Raw genomic sequence first — 15086 nt, forward strand, 5'->3', positions numbered from 1 at the left:
TGGCCGGGGTTTTTCTTTTTCGGAGGTTTCCGGTGGGCGGCAAGATCTGGCTTGTCTGCCTTGACGACCCTTCTGGAAACGCAAAGAGCCCCGATCTATTGGTCGGGGTTCTTTGTTTGGGGCTTCCCTCACTCCGACCCTCTCCCGGAGGGAGAGGGGGACGACGTGCCTCTTACTTGCCGTACACCGGCAGGCGGGCGCAGACGGTCTGGACCTTGGCGCGTACGGCGTCGATCACCGACTCGTCGCCCATGTTGCCGAGGATGTCGCAGATCCAGCCGGCCAGTTCCTGGCACTCGGCTTCCTTAAAGCCACGGGTGGTGACGGCCGGGGTACCGATGCGCAGGCCGGAGGTGACGAAGGGCGAGCGCGGATCGTTCGGCACCGAGTTCTTGTTCACGGTGATGAAGGCGCGACCCAGGGCGGCGTCCGCGTCCTTGCCGGTGATTTCCTGCTTGATCAGGCTGAGCAGGAACAGGTGGTTGTCGGTGCCACCGGAGACCACGTCGAAGCCGCGCTCGATGAAGACGCTGGCCATGGCCTGGGCGTTCTTTATCACCTGCTGCTGGTAGGTCTTGAACTCGGGCTGCAGGGCTTCCTTGAAGCACACGGCCTTGCCGGCGATGACGTGCATCAGCGGACCGCCCTGGGCGCCGGGGAAGACCGCCGAGTTGAGCTTCTTCTCGATGGCTTCGTTGGCCTTGGCCAGGATCAGGCCGCCGCGCGGGCCGCGCAGGGTCTTGTGGGTGGTGCTGGTGACCACGTCGGCGAAGGGCACCGGGTTGGGGTAGATACCCGCGGCGACCAGGCCGGCGAAGTGGGCCATGTCGACGAACAGGTAGGCGCCCACGGCATCGGCGATGGCGCGGAAGCGGGCGAAGTCCAGGACTTGGGAGTAGGCGGAGTAGCCGGCAACGATGACCTTGGGCTTGTGCTCCTGGGCCAGGCGCTCGACCTCGGCGTAGTCGATCAGGCCCTGCTCGTCGATGCCGTACTGCACGGCGTTGTACAGCTTGCCGGAGGAGGAGACGGTGGCACCATGGGTCAGGTGGCCGCCGTGAGCCAGGCTCATGCCGAGGATGGTGTCACCGGCTTCGATCAGCGCCAGGTATACGGCCGAGTTGGCCTGGGACCCGGAGTGCGGCTGGACGTTGGCGTAGTCGGCGCCGAACAGCTGCTTGGCGCGGTCGATGGCCAGTTGCTCGACCACGTCGACGTATTCGCAACCGCCGTAGTAACGCTTGTGCGGATAGCCTTCGGCGTACTTGTTGGTCAGCACCGAGCCTTGGGCTTCCATGACCGCCGGGCTGGTGTAGTTTTCCGAAGCGATCAGCTCGATGTGATCTTCCTGACGCTGGGCTTCCTGCTGCATGGCGGCATACAGGTCGGCGTCGAAGCGGGCGATGGTGGTTTCACGGCTGAACATGGCGGCAGGGTCCCCTGAGGCATGGCGAAGAGCGAGCCCGGTCCGGGCTCGTGAAGGGCCGCATTCTACCCCATCGCGGGAAGCCTGAGGTATGAGCGCCGGTCATGTGCCGGCGCCATCGGTCTCATGTGAGAACCGGAAACAGACCCTGGTGCTCGACGCGCTTGCGCAACTGGTCCGGCGGCAGCGGACGGTCGAAGAGGAAGCCCTGGACCTCGTCGCAGCCATGGGTGCAGAGGAAATCCAGTTGCTCCTGCTGCTCCACGCCCTCGGCGATCACCGACAGGTTGAGGCTGTGCGCCATGGCGATGATGGCGCGGGCGATCTGGGCGTCCTGTTCGCCGTGGGGCAGGCCGTCGACGAAGCTGCGGTCGATCTTGAGGATGTCGATGGGGAATTGCTTGAGGTAGTTGAGCGAGGAATAGCCGGTACCGAAGTCGTCGACCGCGATGCACAGGCCCAGGCCCTTGAGCTCGCCCAGCAGTTGCAGGGCTTCACCGACGTCGCGCATCAGGATGCTCTCGGTCAATTCCAGCTCCAGGCAGGCGGGGGGCAGGCCGGTCTCGGTGAGGATCTTGGCGATGCGCTGGCCGAGCTGGCCGTCGCTGAACTGGCGGGCGGAGAGGTTCACCGAGACCTTGGGGATACGCACCTTGGCCGCGTGCCATTCGCGCATCTGGCGGCAGGCCTCGCGGATCACCCAGTCGCCGACCTGGACCACCAGGCCGATTTCCTCCAGCACCGGGATGAACTCGGCAGGGGAGACGTGGCCGCGCACCGGATGCTCCCAGCGCAGCAGGGCTTCGACACCGGTCAGACGGCGGTTGTCGCAGCGGTATTGCGGCTGGTAGTGCAGGCGGAATTCGCCCTGCAGCAGGGCATGGCGCAGATCGGCTTCCAACTCCAGGCGTTCCAGGGCGCGGGCGTTCATCTCGGCCTGGTAGAACTGGAAGTTGTTCTTGCCCATTTCCTTGGCGTGGTACATGGCCGTGTCGGCGTTCTTCATCAACTGGCTGAGTTCCTGGCCGTCCTGGGGCGACAGGGCGATGCCGATACTGGCGGAGACGAAGAATTCGCGGCCTTCGAGGATGAAGGCATCCGAGAGCTGGGCGAGGATCTGCTCACCGACGCGGATCGCCTGGGCGAGGGCGGCCTCGCGGGTCTCCAGGCCCGACAGCAGCAGGGTGAACTCGTCGCCACCCATGCGCGCCACGCTGTCCTCGGTGCCGACGCAGGCGGTCAGGCGCATGGCCACTTCCTTGAGCATCCGATCACCCGCGGCATGGCCGAGGGAGTCGTTGATCGGCTTGAAGCGGTCCAGGTCGAGGAACATCAACACCACCCAGCTGTTGTTGTGCCGGCTCTGCTGCAGGGCATTGTGCAGGCGGTCCTGGAACAGGGTGCGGTTGGGCAGCAGGGTGAGGGCGTCGTAGTAGGCCAGGCGGTGAATGCGCCGCTCGCTGGCCTTGCGTTCGCTGATGTCGACGAAGAAGCAGACATAGCTCATCAGATCGCCGTCATCATCGCGGATGGCGGTGATGCCGACCCAGGAGGGATAGGGCTCGTTATCCTTGCGGCGTTGCCAGATTTCGCCTTCCCAACTTTCCTCGGTGCGCAGCTGCTGCATCACGTGCTGCAGCTGGTTGGCTTCCTGCTTGTCGGCGCAGATCATCATCGGCTGTTGGTCGAGAACGTCGGCGGCGGCGAAGCCGGTGATACGGCTGAAGGTGCGGTTGACGCGTACGATGTAGCCGGCCGGGTCGGTGACCAGGATGGCGCCAGCGGAGTGGTCGAACACCGTGGCCGCCATGCGCATGTCCTTTTCCGTACGGCGCTGGGCGGAGATGTCGCGGCAGACGCCGAGCAGGCCGGCGAAGCGCTCGTGGTCATCCCAGAGTGGCTTGAGGCGCAGCTCGATCTGCAGGGTATGACCCTCGGCGTGCAGGCAGTCGAGCACCAGGGGGGCGAAACTCTCGCGGCGCAGGGCGGAGAGCGCGCGTGGATCGTCGAGGCTGCGCAGCAGATGCTGCAGGGCACGGCGGAACTCCTGCAACTGGCGCGAATGCACCACCAGGTCGGCCAGCGGGCGCTGTTGCAGCTCGGCGATGGAATAGCCCAGCAGTTCCTCGACGGACGGGCTGATGTAGCTGAGTACCAGCTGGGCATCGGTGGTGAAGATGACGTCGCTGATGCTTTCCGCCAGTTGTCGGTAGCGGTTCTCGCTGTCGCGCAGGCGATCGCTGGCCAGCACGGTGTCGGTGACGTCCAGCGCCAGGCCGACGATGCTGGCGGCGGCGCCGTCAGGGCGGCGTTCCAGGCGCTGCTCGCGGATATCGAACCAGCGCCAGCTACCGTTGCGGTGCTGCCAGCGCAAGAGGCTGCTGCTGGGCTGGTCGGACAGCGTCTGGCGCATGTTCACCACCCGCGCGTGCAGTTCGGTGTCGTCCGGATGCAGGCGTTCGGTGCCGAGACTGGTGAAGGCCTCCGGGGGATAGCCGAGCTTGAGCGCCAGTGGATGGCTCTCGTAGGTCAGCTGGCCACTGGCGACGTCGTAGGTGTAGAGGGTGTCGGGGGTGGCGCTGATCAGGTTGGACCAGAAGGCGTCGCGCTGGATCAGCCGCAGTTCGCCGAGTTTGCGCTGGGTGATGTCGTTGAGGCTGAGCAGGGTGGCGTCGAGGTGCTGGGGATCGGTCGGCAGATGCATGCTCAGCCAGAGGTGCCGCTCGCCCGTCGCGGTGGCGATGCAGGTTTCCAGCTCCAGCACCTGCTGACCGGACAGCATGCCAGCCAGCAGGCGATAACGCTTGCCACCGACCTGGAGGCGGGAGTTACCCACGAGGCGATCCCAGGCCTGGTCGAGATGCTCGATGCCGAGCATCTCCAGGGCGCGTTGGTTGATTTCGGTGATCCGCACCTGGCGGCCCAGCTCGTCCAGCGCGTCGGGTTGGCTGGCGAGTATCGCGGCGAGCTGTTCCGGTCGCTGCAGGCCGCGTACGGTCATGGCTTCGTACAGGGGGCGCAGGTCGACCACGCAGATGCCGGTGTGTACCCCGTTGAAGATGTTCTCGTAGCGTTGCCGGGTGGTCTGGATGGTTTCCAGGTTGCGCTGCTGCTCGGTGACATCGCGCAGGACCCAGACGAATCCATCCTGCGTCTGGGTGCGGTCACGCAGCACGCGCGCGCTGGGCTGACTGTCGGCCAGGGCATGGCAGCTCACCGCGAAGCAGCGGGGGCGGTGGTCCACCAGGAGGGAGATCAGGCCATGGTTGCCCTGTTCGGCGCCTGTTGGGGAGACCAGTTGTGGCAACAGGCCCGCCAGGAAATGTTGCGGGGCTTCACTCGGGGCGATGCCGAGCAGGCGCGCCGCGGTGGCGTTGACGTAGACCAGGCGGCCGTCGGCCTGGGTCATGCAGACGAATTCTTCGATACCGTTGAGGGCGGTTCCGGCCAGCCGCAGGCTGCGGCGCGAGGCCTGGGTGAGGGCGCGCAGGCCCTGTTCCTCCTGCAGCAGCAGATGCAACAGGATGCCGCTCATCAAGCCGAAGAGGGTGAACAATACCAGGCGGCCCAGCGCACCCTGGATGGGCAACCCTGGCGCGGTATCCGGTGGGTAGGTGCCGACCACCTGCCAGTCGCTGTGGGCGAGCGGCTGGCTGACCTGGTCCTGGCTGGTCGCCGCATCCGCCGCGCTGGTAGAGAACAGCAGCGTACCCTGGTCGCGGTCTTCCAGGCGCCAGTTGAGCCCTTCCAAGACCTGGGTCTGTCGCCAGAGCGGCTCGATCAGTGGGGCGCTGGTCAATAGCCACCAGCCCTGTTGCCGGTTCGCATCGCCCGCCAGCAGGACATAGAGGGGAGCGTCGCTGGCCTTGGGCTGGTAGGCATAGGTGAATTCCGCCTGACCGGCGCGCTGGATCAGTTGCTGTACGAAGGTCGCGTCGGGCGCATCGGCCAGGCGCGCGGCGCGCTGCGTGGCATCGGCGGGCAACCAGCGCACCTCGCGCAGGCCGGGAAAGAATTCCTTGAGGCTGAGCAGCCGTTCGGTGGTCACTGGCAGGGAGGGATCGCTGGACCAGCGCAGGGTGCTGCGCACCGCCTGGGCCTTGAGCGCCATCCCGAATTCGAGGGTATTGGCCAGTTGCCGGGTCATGCCCTCGAGCTGTTCGTGGCGCAGTGCCTTGCGCTCGGCCAGTCCGGCGAAGGCCTGCCAGAACATCATCGCCAGCATCACCACCAGTGACAGGATCAGCAAGCCACGGGTGAAGCGCCTTGGTGAGGAGGCGAGCGACTCTTCCGGCAGGGTGGAGGGCGAGCTATTCACGTCGGACTGCTTTCCTGCGGGAGCCTTGGCCATTCGACTGCGCCCGATTCCGCGGGGCAGGGGAGGCCTATGATAATGTGCCAGACAGTGCGTTTGCCTGCTTTTTCCGCGCCTTCACCACCGGCGATTTCGTCGCCCGGGGTTTCGACAGCGTTGCCCGCTGACGCCATACTGTGTGCCCTGTTTTTCATTCCGCTCCCAAGGTCCAACCATGGCTCAATACGTCTACACCATGCATCGGGTCGGCAAGGTCGTGCCGCCCAAGCGTGAAATCCTCAAGAACATCTCCCTGTCCTTCTTCCCGGGCGCCAAGATCGGCGTGCTCGGTCTGAACGGTGCGGGCAAGTCCACGCTGCTGCGCATCATGGCCGGCGTCGATACCGAGATCGAAGGTGAAGCGCGTCCGATGCCCGGTATCAATGTGGGTTATCTGCCGCAGGAGCCGAAACTTGACCCCGAGCAGACGGTTCGTGACGTAGTCGAAGAAGCCGTCGGTCAGATCAAGCAAGCCCAGGCGCGCCTGGACGAAGTCTATGCCGCCTACGCCGAGCCGGATGCCGATTTCGACGCCCTCGCCGCCGAGCAGGCCAAGCTGGAGGCCATCCTCCAGGCCGCCGATGGCCACAACCTGGAACGCCAGCTGGAAGTCGCCGCCGACGCCCTGCGCCTGCCGGCCTGGGACGCCAAGGTCGGTCACCTCTCCGGTGGCGAGAAGCGCCGCGTGGCGCTGTGCCGCCTGCTGCTGTCGGCGCCCGACATGCTGCTGCTGGACGAACCCACCAACCACCTGGACGCCGACTCGGTAGCCTGGCTGGAGCACTTCCTGCACGACTTCCCCGGCACCGTGGTGGCCATCACCCACGACCGCTACTTCCTCGACAACGTCGCCGGCTGGATCCTGGAACTGGACCGCGGCCAGGGCATCCCCTTCGAGGGCAACTACTCCGGCTGGCTGGAATCCAAGGCCGCGCGCCTGGCCCAGGAAGCCAAGCAGGAAGCCGCCCACGCCAAGGCCATGAAGGCGGAACTGGACTGGGTGCGCTCCGGCGCCAAGGCTCGCCAGTCGAAGTCCAAGGCCCGCCTGCAGCGCTTCGAGGAAATGCAGTCCCAGGAATTCCAGAAGCGCAGCGAGACCAACGAGATCTACATCCCCGCCGGCCAGCGCCTGGGCGACAAGGTCATCGAGTTCAGGAACGTCAGCAAGGGCTACGGCGATCGCCTGCTGATCGACGACCTCAGCTTCGTGGTGCCCAAGGGCGCCATCGTCGGCGTGATCGGCGGTAACGGTGCGGGCAAGTCGACCCTGTTCCGCATGATCATGGGCAAGGAGCAACCGGATTCGGGCACCATCGAGATCGGCGACACCGTGCAACTGGCCAGCGTCGACCAGAGCCGCGAGAACCTGTCCGACACCAAGACCGTCTGGGAACAGGTGTCCGATGGCTCGGACGTGATCAAGATCGGCAACTACGAGGTGCCCTCGCGCAGCTACGTCGGTCGCTTCAACTTCAAGGGCGCCGACCAGCAGAAGTTCGTCAAGGACCTCTCCGGCGGTGAGCGCGGTCGTCTGCACCTGGCGCTGACCCTCAAGCAGGGCGGCAACGTGCTGCTGCTGGACGAACCCTCCAACGACCTGGACGTGGAAACCCTACGTGCCCTGGAAGACGCCCTGCTGGACTTCCCCGGCGCGGCCATCGTGATCTCCCACGACCGCTGGTTCCTCGACCGCATCGCCACCCACATCCTTTCCTACGAGGATGACTCCCACGTGGTGTTCTTCGAAGGCAACTACACCGAGTACGAAGCCGATCGCAAGAAGCGCCTGGGTGAAGCCGCGGCGCAGCCCAAGCGGGTGAAGTACAAGAAGCTGGCCTAAGCGTCAGCACGAACGCCGGTGGGGAAACCTGCCGGCGTTTTCTTTTGTCCCTCGCTATATACTTGATGCTATAACGCTAGCGGCGGGCAAGGTCCGCTTGTCTTCAAGAGTCGGTCGGTACGCCGAGGATCACATGGGACGCCTTGAACACCGCCGTGGCGGCAACGCCCGGCGCCAGCTGCAGCTCCCGCACCGCATCGCGGCTGATGAGGGCTACCACGCGTTCGTCGCCGGGCAGGGCGATGCTGACTTCCGCATGAATGGCGCCGTCGCGGATGGACTCCACGGTGCCGACCAGGCGATTGCGGGCCGACAGGTGCAGACCGCTGTTGGCCGCCATGACCATCACCCAGGGCGCCTTGACCAGGGCCACCACCGGCTTGCCCGGAGCCAGCGCGAGGTGCTGCAGACTTTCCCGGGTGATCACCGCCACCAGCTCGGTGCCGCCGCGCAGCTGCAGCCTGACCTCGGCGTTCACCGGGCCTTCGCTCACCGCACTGACGATGCCCTGGAAGACATTGCGGGCACTGATGTTCATCGCGCTACGCTCCTGGGGGCTGAATCCCGCCACTCTAGGCGGCACCGACGGTATCGTCCAATACACCTGTTGCAGAGGCTGGCATGAGCGCCTCGCCCTTCGTCGCCCATCTCTCCCTGGAAAGCAGCGTCGGCGCCGAGCTGACCGAGACCCGCATTCGCTTGCTGGAGGCCATCGCCGCGACCGGCTCCATCAGCCAGGCGGCCAAGCGGGTGCCGCTGTCCTACAAGGCGGCCTGGGATGCGGTGGACCAGATCAATAATCTCTCCGCCCAGCCGCTGGTAGCGCGCAGCACCGGCGGCAGCGGCGGTGGCGGTACCCGGCTGACCGCCTATGGCCAGCGCGTGGTGGCCTTCTATCGCGCCCTGGAGCAGCACTACCAGAGCACCCTGGACCAGGTGGCGGCTCGCCTCGACGAAGCCAGCCGCACCGAGGTCGACGATTTCCGCCAATTGCTGCTCAACCTCAATTGGCGAAGCAGCGCCCGTAATCAATTTTCCGGCGCGGTGGAGGCGCTCGAGCACAGCGACGTGGAAAGCGCCGTGACCCTGCGCCTGGACGACACCACCCGCCTCACCGCCCTGGTCACCCGTGAGAGCGCCGAACAGCTGCAGTTGGCGCCGGGGCGCGCCGTGGTGGCGCTGGTCAAGGCGTCGGCGGTGGTGATCGGCACCGATCCGGGGCTGCGGCTGTCGGCGCAGAACCTGTTGTGGGGCGAAATCGAGCGGGTCCATGCCGGCCCGGTCAACCACGAGGTGGTCCTGGCGCTGCCGGCCGGCCGCAGGATCACCGCCACCCTTACCGCGGGTAGCAGTCGTCAACTCGGGCTCGCTCCCGGGGTGGCGGCCTGCGCCTGTTTCAGCGCGGCCAGCGTGCTGTTGCTGAGTGCATCCTGATGTCCAAACCAGAGAGAACCCCGATGACCTCCTTTTGCTTGCGCCTGTCCTTGACCCTGCTCGCGGGCGTCGTCGCCACACCCGTACTGGCCGACGAGGTCCAGGTGGCCGTGGCCGCCAACTTCAGCGCCCCGCTCAAGGCCATCGGTGATCGCTTCGCCCAGGACACCGGCCATCACCTGGTGATCGCCAGCGGCGCCACCGGCCAGCTCTATACCCAGATCAGGAATGGCGCGCCCTTCGCGGTCTTTCTCGCCGCCGACGACAGCACCCCGGCCAAACTGGAAGCCGAGGGCGCGGCGGTCAAGGGCTCGCGTTTCACCTATGCCATCGGCAGCCTGGCGTTGTGGTCGCCCAAGACCGACTATGTCGACGACGAGGGCGCGGTGCTAGGGCGCAACGCCTTCGCCCATCTGGCCATCGCCAATCCCAAGACCGCGCCCTATGGCCTGGCCGCCACCCAGACCCTGGCCAAGCTGGGGCTGACCGACGCAGTGAAGGCCAAGCTGGTCGAAGGCCAGAGCATCACCCAGGCCTATCAGTTCGTCGCCACCGGCAATGCCGAGCTGGGCTTCGTCGCCCTGTCGCAGATCTACCAGGACGGCAAGCTCAAGGAGGGCTCGGCCTGGATCGTGCCGGCCGATCTCTATCAGCCGATTCGCCAGGACGCCGTGTTGCTGGAACCGGGCAAGGACCAGCCAGCGGCCAAGGCGCTGCTGGCCTACCTCAAGGGACCCCAGGCGGCCGCGGTGCTCACCGCCTACGGCTACCGGCAGTGACCCCATGAGCCTGACCGCGGCGGATTGGGCGGCGATCCGCCTGACCCTGGAACTGGCCAGCGTGACCACCGTGCTGCTCTTGTTGCTGGGCACGCCCATCGCCTGGTGGCTGGCGCGCACCCGCTCCTGGCTCAAGGGGCCGATAGGCGCCCTGGTGGCCCTGCCACTGGTGTTGCCGCCCACGGTGATCGGCTTCTACCTGCTGCTGGCCATGGGGCCGGAGGGGTGGGTAGGGCAGGCGACCGAGGCCCTGGGGCTGGGCCGGCTGCCCTTCACCTTCGCCGGGTTGGTGGTGGGCTCGCTGTTCTATTCATTGCCCTTCGTGGTGCAACCGCTGCAGAACGCCTTCGAAGCCATCGGCCCGCGCCCCCTGGAGGCGGCGGCCACCCTCAGGGCCGGGCCGCTGGATACCTTCTGCCATGTGGTGCTGCCGCTGGCCCGTCCGGGCTTCGTCACCGCCGCCATCCTCGGCTTCGCCCACACCGTGGGTGAATTCGGCGTGGTCTTGATGATCGGCGGCAACGTACCCGGGCGCACCCAGGTCATCTCCACCCAGATCTTCAACCACGTGGAAGCCATGGAATATCCCCAGGCGCACCTCTTGGCCGGCGGCATGCTGGTGTTTTCCTTCGTGATCCTCTTGCTGCTCTATGGGCGCCGCGGGCGGTCGGCCTGGACATGAGTCTGACGGCCCGCTTCGCACTCACGCACCCCGGCTTCACGCTGGACGTGGACCTGGCATTGCCCGCCAGCGGCGTCACCGCGCTGTTCGGCCCCTCGGGTTCGGGCAAGACCAGCTGCCTCAGGTGCGTGGCCGGGCTGGAGCCCACTGCCCGCGGGCGCCTGGTGGTGGCTGGGGAGACCTGGCAGGACAGCGAGCGCGGCTTCTTCCTGCCACCGCACAAACGCGCCCTGGGCTACGTCTTCCAGGACGCCAATCTGTTCGAGCACCTGGATGTGCGGCGCAATCTGTTGTTCGGCTGGCAGCGGGTGGCGCCGGCCGAGCGACGGCTGGAGCTGGCGCGGATCGTCGAGCTGCTGGGGATCGAGGATTTACTCCAGCGCATGCCGGCGCGACTGTCCGGCGGCGAGCGCCAGCGGGTCGGCATCGCCCGGGCCTTGCTGACCAGTCCGCGCCTCTTGCTGATGGACGAACCCCTGGCGGCGCTGGACGCCGAGCGCAAGGCCGAGATCCTGCCCTACCTGGAACGCCTGACGGGCGAATTGGCGCTGCCGATCCTCTACGTCAGCCATGCCCCGGACGAGGTGGCGCGGCTGGCCGATCACCTGGTGCTGCTGGAGCGGGGGCGGGTGCTCGCCAGTGGGCCGACGACCGAGGTATTGGCGCGGCTGGACCTGCCCATCGCCCTGGCCGAGGACGCCGGGGTGGTGCTGGAGGGACGGGTGCTGGGCCATGACCCGGACTACGGCCTGCTCAGCTTGGGCCTGGCCGGCGAGCAGCGGGTACTGCTGGCCCATGCCCCCTTGCCCCCCGGCCAGGCGCTGCGCATCAAGGTGCTGGCGCGGGACGTCAGCCTGAGTCTGGAACGCCAGCACAGCAGCATCCTCAATGTGCTGCCGGCCACCCTGGTGGAAATCGCCCCGACCCGCTCGCCGGCCCAGGTGTTGCTGCGCCTGGACTTGGGCGGTAGCCCGCTGCTGGCGCGGATCACCCGTTATTCGCTGGAGCGCCTGGCGCTGCAGCCGGGGAGTCGGGTCTGGGCGCAGCTCAAGTCGGTGGCCGTTCTAGCCTGAGCCTGGGGCTGGCTTGAGCCGTTCCACCAGAAAATCCACCACTACCCGCACCGCCTGCGGCAACTGGCGATCCGGGGGATAGAGCAGCCAGGCGGTGCCTTGGTAGGGGCCGAGGTATTGCCAGTCGGGCAAGACACGCAGCAGCCGGCCTTCGGCCAGGGCGGTCTCGGCGGCGAAGGCCGGCAGGCAGGCGATGCCGAGGTCGGCGAGGGCGGCGTCCAGGCGCACGCCGCTGTGGTTGCAGGCCAGCCGGCCGCGTACCGTCACGCTTTCCACGCGGTCGTCGCGGCGCAGTTGCCAACGCTGGTCGCCCGGGGTTTCGCCCAGGTAGAGGCACTCGTGCTCGGCCAGCGCCTGGGGCTGCTGGGGCGCGCCGCGGCGCCCTAGATAGGCGGGGCTGGCGCAGAGCACGAAATCCATCCGCCGCAGCGGTCGGGCGACGAAGCCGGCCGGCGGCTGCTCGGTGATGCGCACCAGCAGGTCCTGATCGTCGGCGATGGGGTCCAGCGGGCGGTCGTCCAGGCGCAGTTGCAGATCCACCTCGGGATAGCGCTGGAAGAGTTTCGGCAGCAGCGGGGCGATCAGCCGGTAGCCGACCGCCTTGGGCACCGCCAGGCGCACTTGGCCGCGGGGTTCCTCGCGATGCTGCTGGCCGCTGTCCAGCGCAGCGCCAGCAGCCGCCAGCAGCTGGCGACAGTGCCCGAGCACCTCGCGGCCGGCGTCGCTGAGGCGCAACTGGCGGGTGGTGCGCTGTAGCAGGCGCACCCCCAGCTCCTGCTCCAGCCGGGCGACCTGGCGGCTGACCGCCGAGGGCGTGGCGTCCAGCAGCCGGGCGGCGGCGGTGAAACTGCCGGTTTCCACCACCTTGGCGAAGGCGACCATGCAGGGCAGCAAGGGCAAGGCGCGGAGCAGATCCATGCCTGATTCCAGGGAAGCAATAGGGCCTCGGATGCTGGCATTGCTGCGCTGAGGGAACAAGAGCTGTGCCGACCGTTTGGCTTATGGTCGAGGTCGACTCGGTGCACACTGGCGCTCTAGTTCGGGGAGAAGAGCTCATGTCACAACGTTCCACCTTCGGCCTCGCCGAAGGCTTGCTGCTCGCCACTGCCATGGTTTGGGGCACCAGTTACGCCGTGGTCAAGGATGCCGTGCTGCTCTATCCGGTGCTGGGTTACCTGGCGCTGCGCTTCTGCCTCACCGCGCTGCTGCTCGCGCCGACCCTGAGGGGCGAGGGACGCCGCGCCTGGGCCCCGGGGATACCGACCGGTCTGCTGCTGCTGGCGATCTTTCTCTGCGAGACCTTTGGCGTGGCCCTGACCAGCGCCAGCAACGCCGCCTTTCTCATCAGTCTATGCGTGGCCCTGACGCCCTTCGCTGAGTGGTGGCTGCTCGGTCAACGACCGGAAGCCCGTGCCCTGGGCGCGGCGGCCCTGGCGGTCGTCGGCGCCGGCTTGCTGACCCGCGGGGTGAATCTGAACTTCAACCTGGGCGACGGCCTGATCCTGCTGGCGGCCGTACTGCGTGCGGTCAATGTCTGCGTGGTGCGGCGCCGCCTACAGCGGGCCAGCGTGCCGGTGCCGGCCCTGGCGCTGACCGCGGTGCAGACCGGGGTGGTGGGGCTGGCCTGTCTGCTGCTGTTCGCCCTGGGCCCGGGCCTAGCGCCTCTGCCGGTGCAAGTGGGCTTCTGGCTGTCCACCGCTTACCTGGTGCTGTTCTGCACCCTGGGCGCCTTCCTGGCGCAGAACTATGCCCTGGGGCGTACCAGTGCCACCCGGGTCGCCCTGCTGATGGGCGTGGAGCCCCTGTTCGGCGCCCTGTTCGCCGCCTTCTGGCTGGACGAGCACCTGGGCCTCTGGGGCTGGCTGGGCGGCCTGCTGATCGTGGTCGCCTCGTTGTGGGGAACGCTGCCGCGGCGGGCCCTGGGCGAAGCCAGGGCCGTCAGCGGCTGACCGCTGCGGCTCCCGCCTGGTGCTCTGTGCCGTCCTCAATGGACGGCGTCGTTGGCCTTGAATTCCACGGTCCGGCCGCTGAGCTTGAGGAAGGCCAGCACGGCCAGGCCCACCACCATCCAGCAACTGCCACCGACCTTGGCGTAGATGTCGGCGTTGAACAGCACATAGGCGAGGATGATGAAGCCGATCAGCGGCACCAGGCCGTAGAGCAGTGGGCGACCGGCGCCGCGGTAGTGCCAGACCACTGCCACATGCAGGAGCAGGAAGGCGGTCAGCGCACCGAAATTGCACATGGACGCCAGCAGATTGATCTGGCCGACGAAGAACAGCCCCAGCACCAGGCTCAGCACCGCCACCAGCAGGATGGCGCGCTGGGGGATACGGGTGACTGGATGGATGTGGCGCAGGAACTGTGGCAGCTGGCGGTCGCGGGCCATGGCGAACAGCAGGCGCGAGGTGGCGGCCTGGGCCACCAGGGCGTTGGCGATGGCGGCGCCGATGGCCACGGCGAGGGCGATCACCACCTGCAGCCAGGGCCCGGCGATCAGCCGACCGATCTCGTAGAAGGCATTGTTGGAGGCGTCGGCGTCGGGGTACTGGATGAGGTTGGGTTGCAGTAGTGCCGCCAGCCAGGTCTGCACCATGAACAGCGCCGCCACCAGGGTCAGCGCCAGCAGGGTGGCGCGGCCCACCACGCGGCTACCGCCACGGGTTTCCTCGGAGAGGGTGGAGATGGCATCGAAGCCGAGGAAGGACAGCACCGCCACCGAGAGGGCGCTGAAGATCAGCGGCAGGGAGAATTCCTGCGGGTTGTACAGCGGCTTCATGTTCCATTCGGCGCCATTGACGCCGCGGCTGATGGCGAGCGAGGCCAGCACCACGAACACCAGCAGCACCGCCAGTTGGCCGTAGAGGAACAGGCGGTTGGCGCGGGCGGTGGTCTCGATGCCACGCAGATTGACCAGGGTGTTGAGGCCGACGAAGAAGACGATCCACAGCGGCTGCGGAATGGCCGGGATGACGTTGGCCATGGCGGTGGCACCGATCACATAGAGCAGGGTGGGCACCAGCAGGTAGTCCAGCAGGATGGCCCAGCCGGCGAGAAAGCCCAGCGCCGGGTGCAGGCCGCGTCCAACATAGGTGTAGACCGAGCCGGCCATGGGGAAGGCGCGGGACATCTGCTGGTAGCTCACCGCGGTGAACAGCATGGCGACGAAGCCGATCAGGTAGGTGAGGGGCACCATGCCGTGGCTGGCGTCGAACACCCCGCCGAAGATGGAAAAGGGTGCGATGGGCACCATGAACACCAGGCCGTAGATGAGCAGGTCCTTGAGCCCGAGCTGGCGCTTGAGTTCCTGGGTGTAGCCGAAACGGGCGAGTTCGGCGCTGTCGCCGGACGGAGCGGGTTGAGTCATGGGGGCATCCTCGAAGGGGCGGGGTAGGCTCGACTCTAGGCCAGGGGACACGACGGCCCTATCCACAAAAATGCTAGGTTTGCAGGAGATCTCCAGGCTCTGGCAGAGCCTTTGCTTTCTTTCCCTTATCG

At 67.0% G+C, this 15086-nt stretch carries 11 protein-coding genes; 6 read left to right on the top strand and 5 right to left on the bottom strand.

What is annotated here, in order from left to right:
- Positions 1-172 precede the first annotated feature (172 nt).
- Both glyA and CCZ28_RS20185 read right to left on the bottom strand, forming a co-directional pair.
- Complete coding sequence (gene glyA, locus CCZ28_RS20180) at positions 173-1426, bottom strand: serine hydroxymethyltransferase (RefSeq protein WP_140220575.1); 1254 nt, start codon at positions 1424-1426, stop codon at positions 173-175.
- Positions 1427-1550: 124 nt separating this feature from the next.
- Positions 1551-5744, bottom strand: coding sequence for a sensor domain-containing protein (locus CCZ28_RS20185; protein WP_140220576.1), 4194 nt, complete (start codon positions 5742-5744; stop codon positions 1551-1553).
- A gap of 211 nt (positions 5745-5955) precedes the next feature.
- Here CCZ28_RS20185 and ettA point away from each other — a divergent pair, with 211 nt between their 5' ends.
- Positions 5956-7620 carry an energy-dependent translational throttle protein EttA gene (gene ettA / locus CCZ28_RS20190; RefSeq protein ID WP_140220577.1) on the top strand — a complete coding sequence of 555 codons (1665 nt, stop codon included), beginning with the start codon at positions 5956-5958 and terminating at the stop codon, positions 7618-7620.
- A 103-nt stretch (positions 7621-7723) separates the two neighbouring features.
- Here ettA and CCZ28_RS20195 read toward each other — a convergent pair whose 3' ends face one another.
- A complete protein-coding gene (locus tag CCZ28_RS20195) occupies positions 7724-8158 on the bottom strand; it encodes a TOBE domain-containing protein (RefSeq protein ID WP_140220578.1) in 435 nt (144 codons plus the stop codon).
- An 83-nt stretch (positions 8159-8241) separates the two neighbouring features.
- Here CCZ28_RS20195 and CCZ28_RS20200 point away from each other — a divergent pair, with 83 nt between their 5' ends.
- From CCZ28_RS20200 to modC, 4 genes are read left to right on the top strand one after another with little or no spacing between them, the layout of a single operon-like run.
- Entirely contained in the window at positions 8242-9054 is an 813-nt protein-coding gene (locus CCZ28_RS20200; protein WP_140220579.1) for a TOBE domain-containing protein, read from the top strand.
- A gap of 23 nt (positions 9055-9077) precedes the next feature.
- Positions 9078-9833 (top strand): molybdate ABC transporter substrate-binding protein, encoded by a 756-nt coding sequence (gene modA / locus CCZ28_RS20205; protein WP_140220580.1) that lies wholly within the window; start codon positions 9078-9080, stop codon positions 9831-9833.
- A gap of 4 nt (positions 9834-9837) precedes the next feature.
- Positions 9838-10515, top strand: a complete 678-nt coding sequence (gene modB, locus CCZ28_RS20210; protein WP_140220581.1) for a molybdate ABC transporter permease subunit — start codon at positions 9838-9840, stop codon at positions 10513-10515.
- Positions 10512-11588, top strand: a complete 1077-nt coding sequence (gene modC / locus CCZ28_RS20215; RefSeq protein WP_140220582.1) for a molybdenum ABC transporter ATP-binding protein — start codon at positions 10512-10514, stop codon at positions 11586-11588. The genes modB and modC overlap by 4 nt, the downstream gene beginning before the upstream one ends.
- Here the strand turns inward: modC and CCZ28_RS20220 are convergent.
- Positions 11580-12506 carry a LysR family transcriptional regulator gene (locus CCZ28_RS20220; protein WP_140220583.1) on the bottom strand — a complete coding sequence of 309 codons (927 nt, stop codon included), beginning with the start codon at positions 12504-12506 and terminating at the stop codon, positions 11580-11582. The genes modC and CCZ28_RS20220 overlap by 9 nt on opposite strands.
- A gap of 137 nt (positions 12507-12643) precedes the next feature.
- Between CCZ28_RS20220 and CCZ28_RS20225 the strand changes: the two genes are divergently transcribed.
- Complete coding sequence (locus tag CCZ28_RS20225; protein ID WP_140220584.1) at positions 12644-13537, top strand: DMT family transporter; 894 nt, start codon at positions 12644-12646, stop codon at positions 13535-13537.
- 35 nt (positions 13538-13572) lie between these two features.
- Here the strand turns inward: CCZ28_RS20225 and CCZ28_RS20230 are convergent, their stop codons facing one another.
- Complete coding sequence (locus tag CCZ28_RS20230) at positions 13573-14955, bottom strand: APC family permease (protein WP_140220585.1); 1383 nt, start codon at positions 14953-14955, stop codon at positions 13573-13575.
- Between the last annotated feature and the right edge of the window lie 131 nt (positions 14956-15086).

The organism is Pseudomonas oryzihabitans, assembly GCF_006384975.1.
GTDB lineage: Bacteria > Pseudomonadota > Gammaproteobacteria > Pseudomonadales > Pseudomonadaceae > Chryseomonas > Chryseomonas psychrotolerans_B.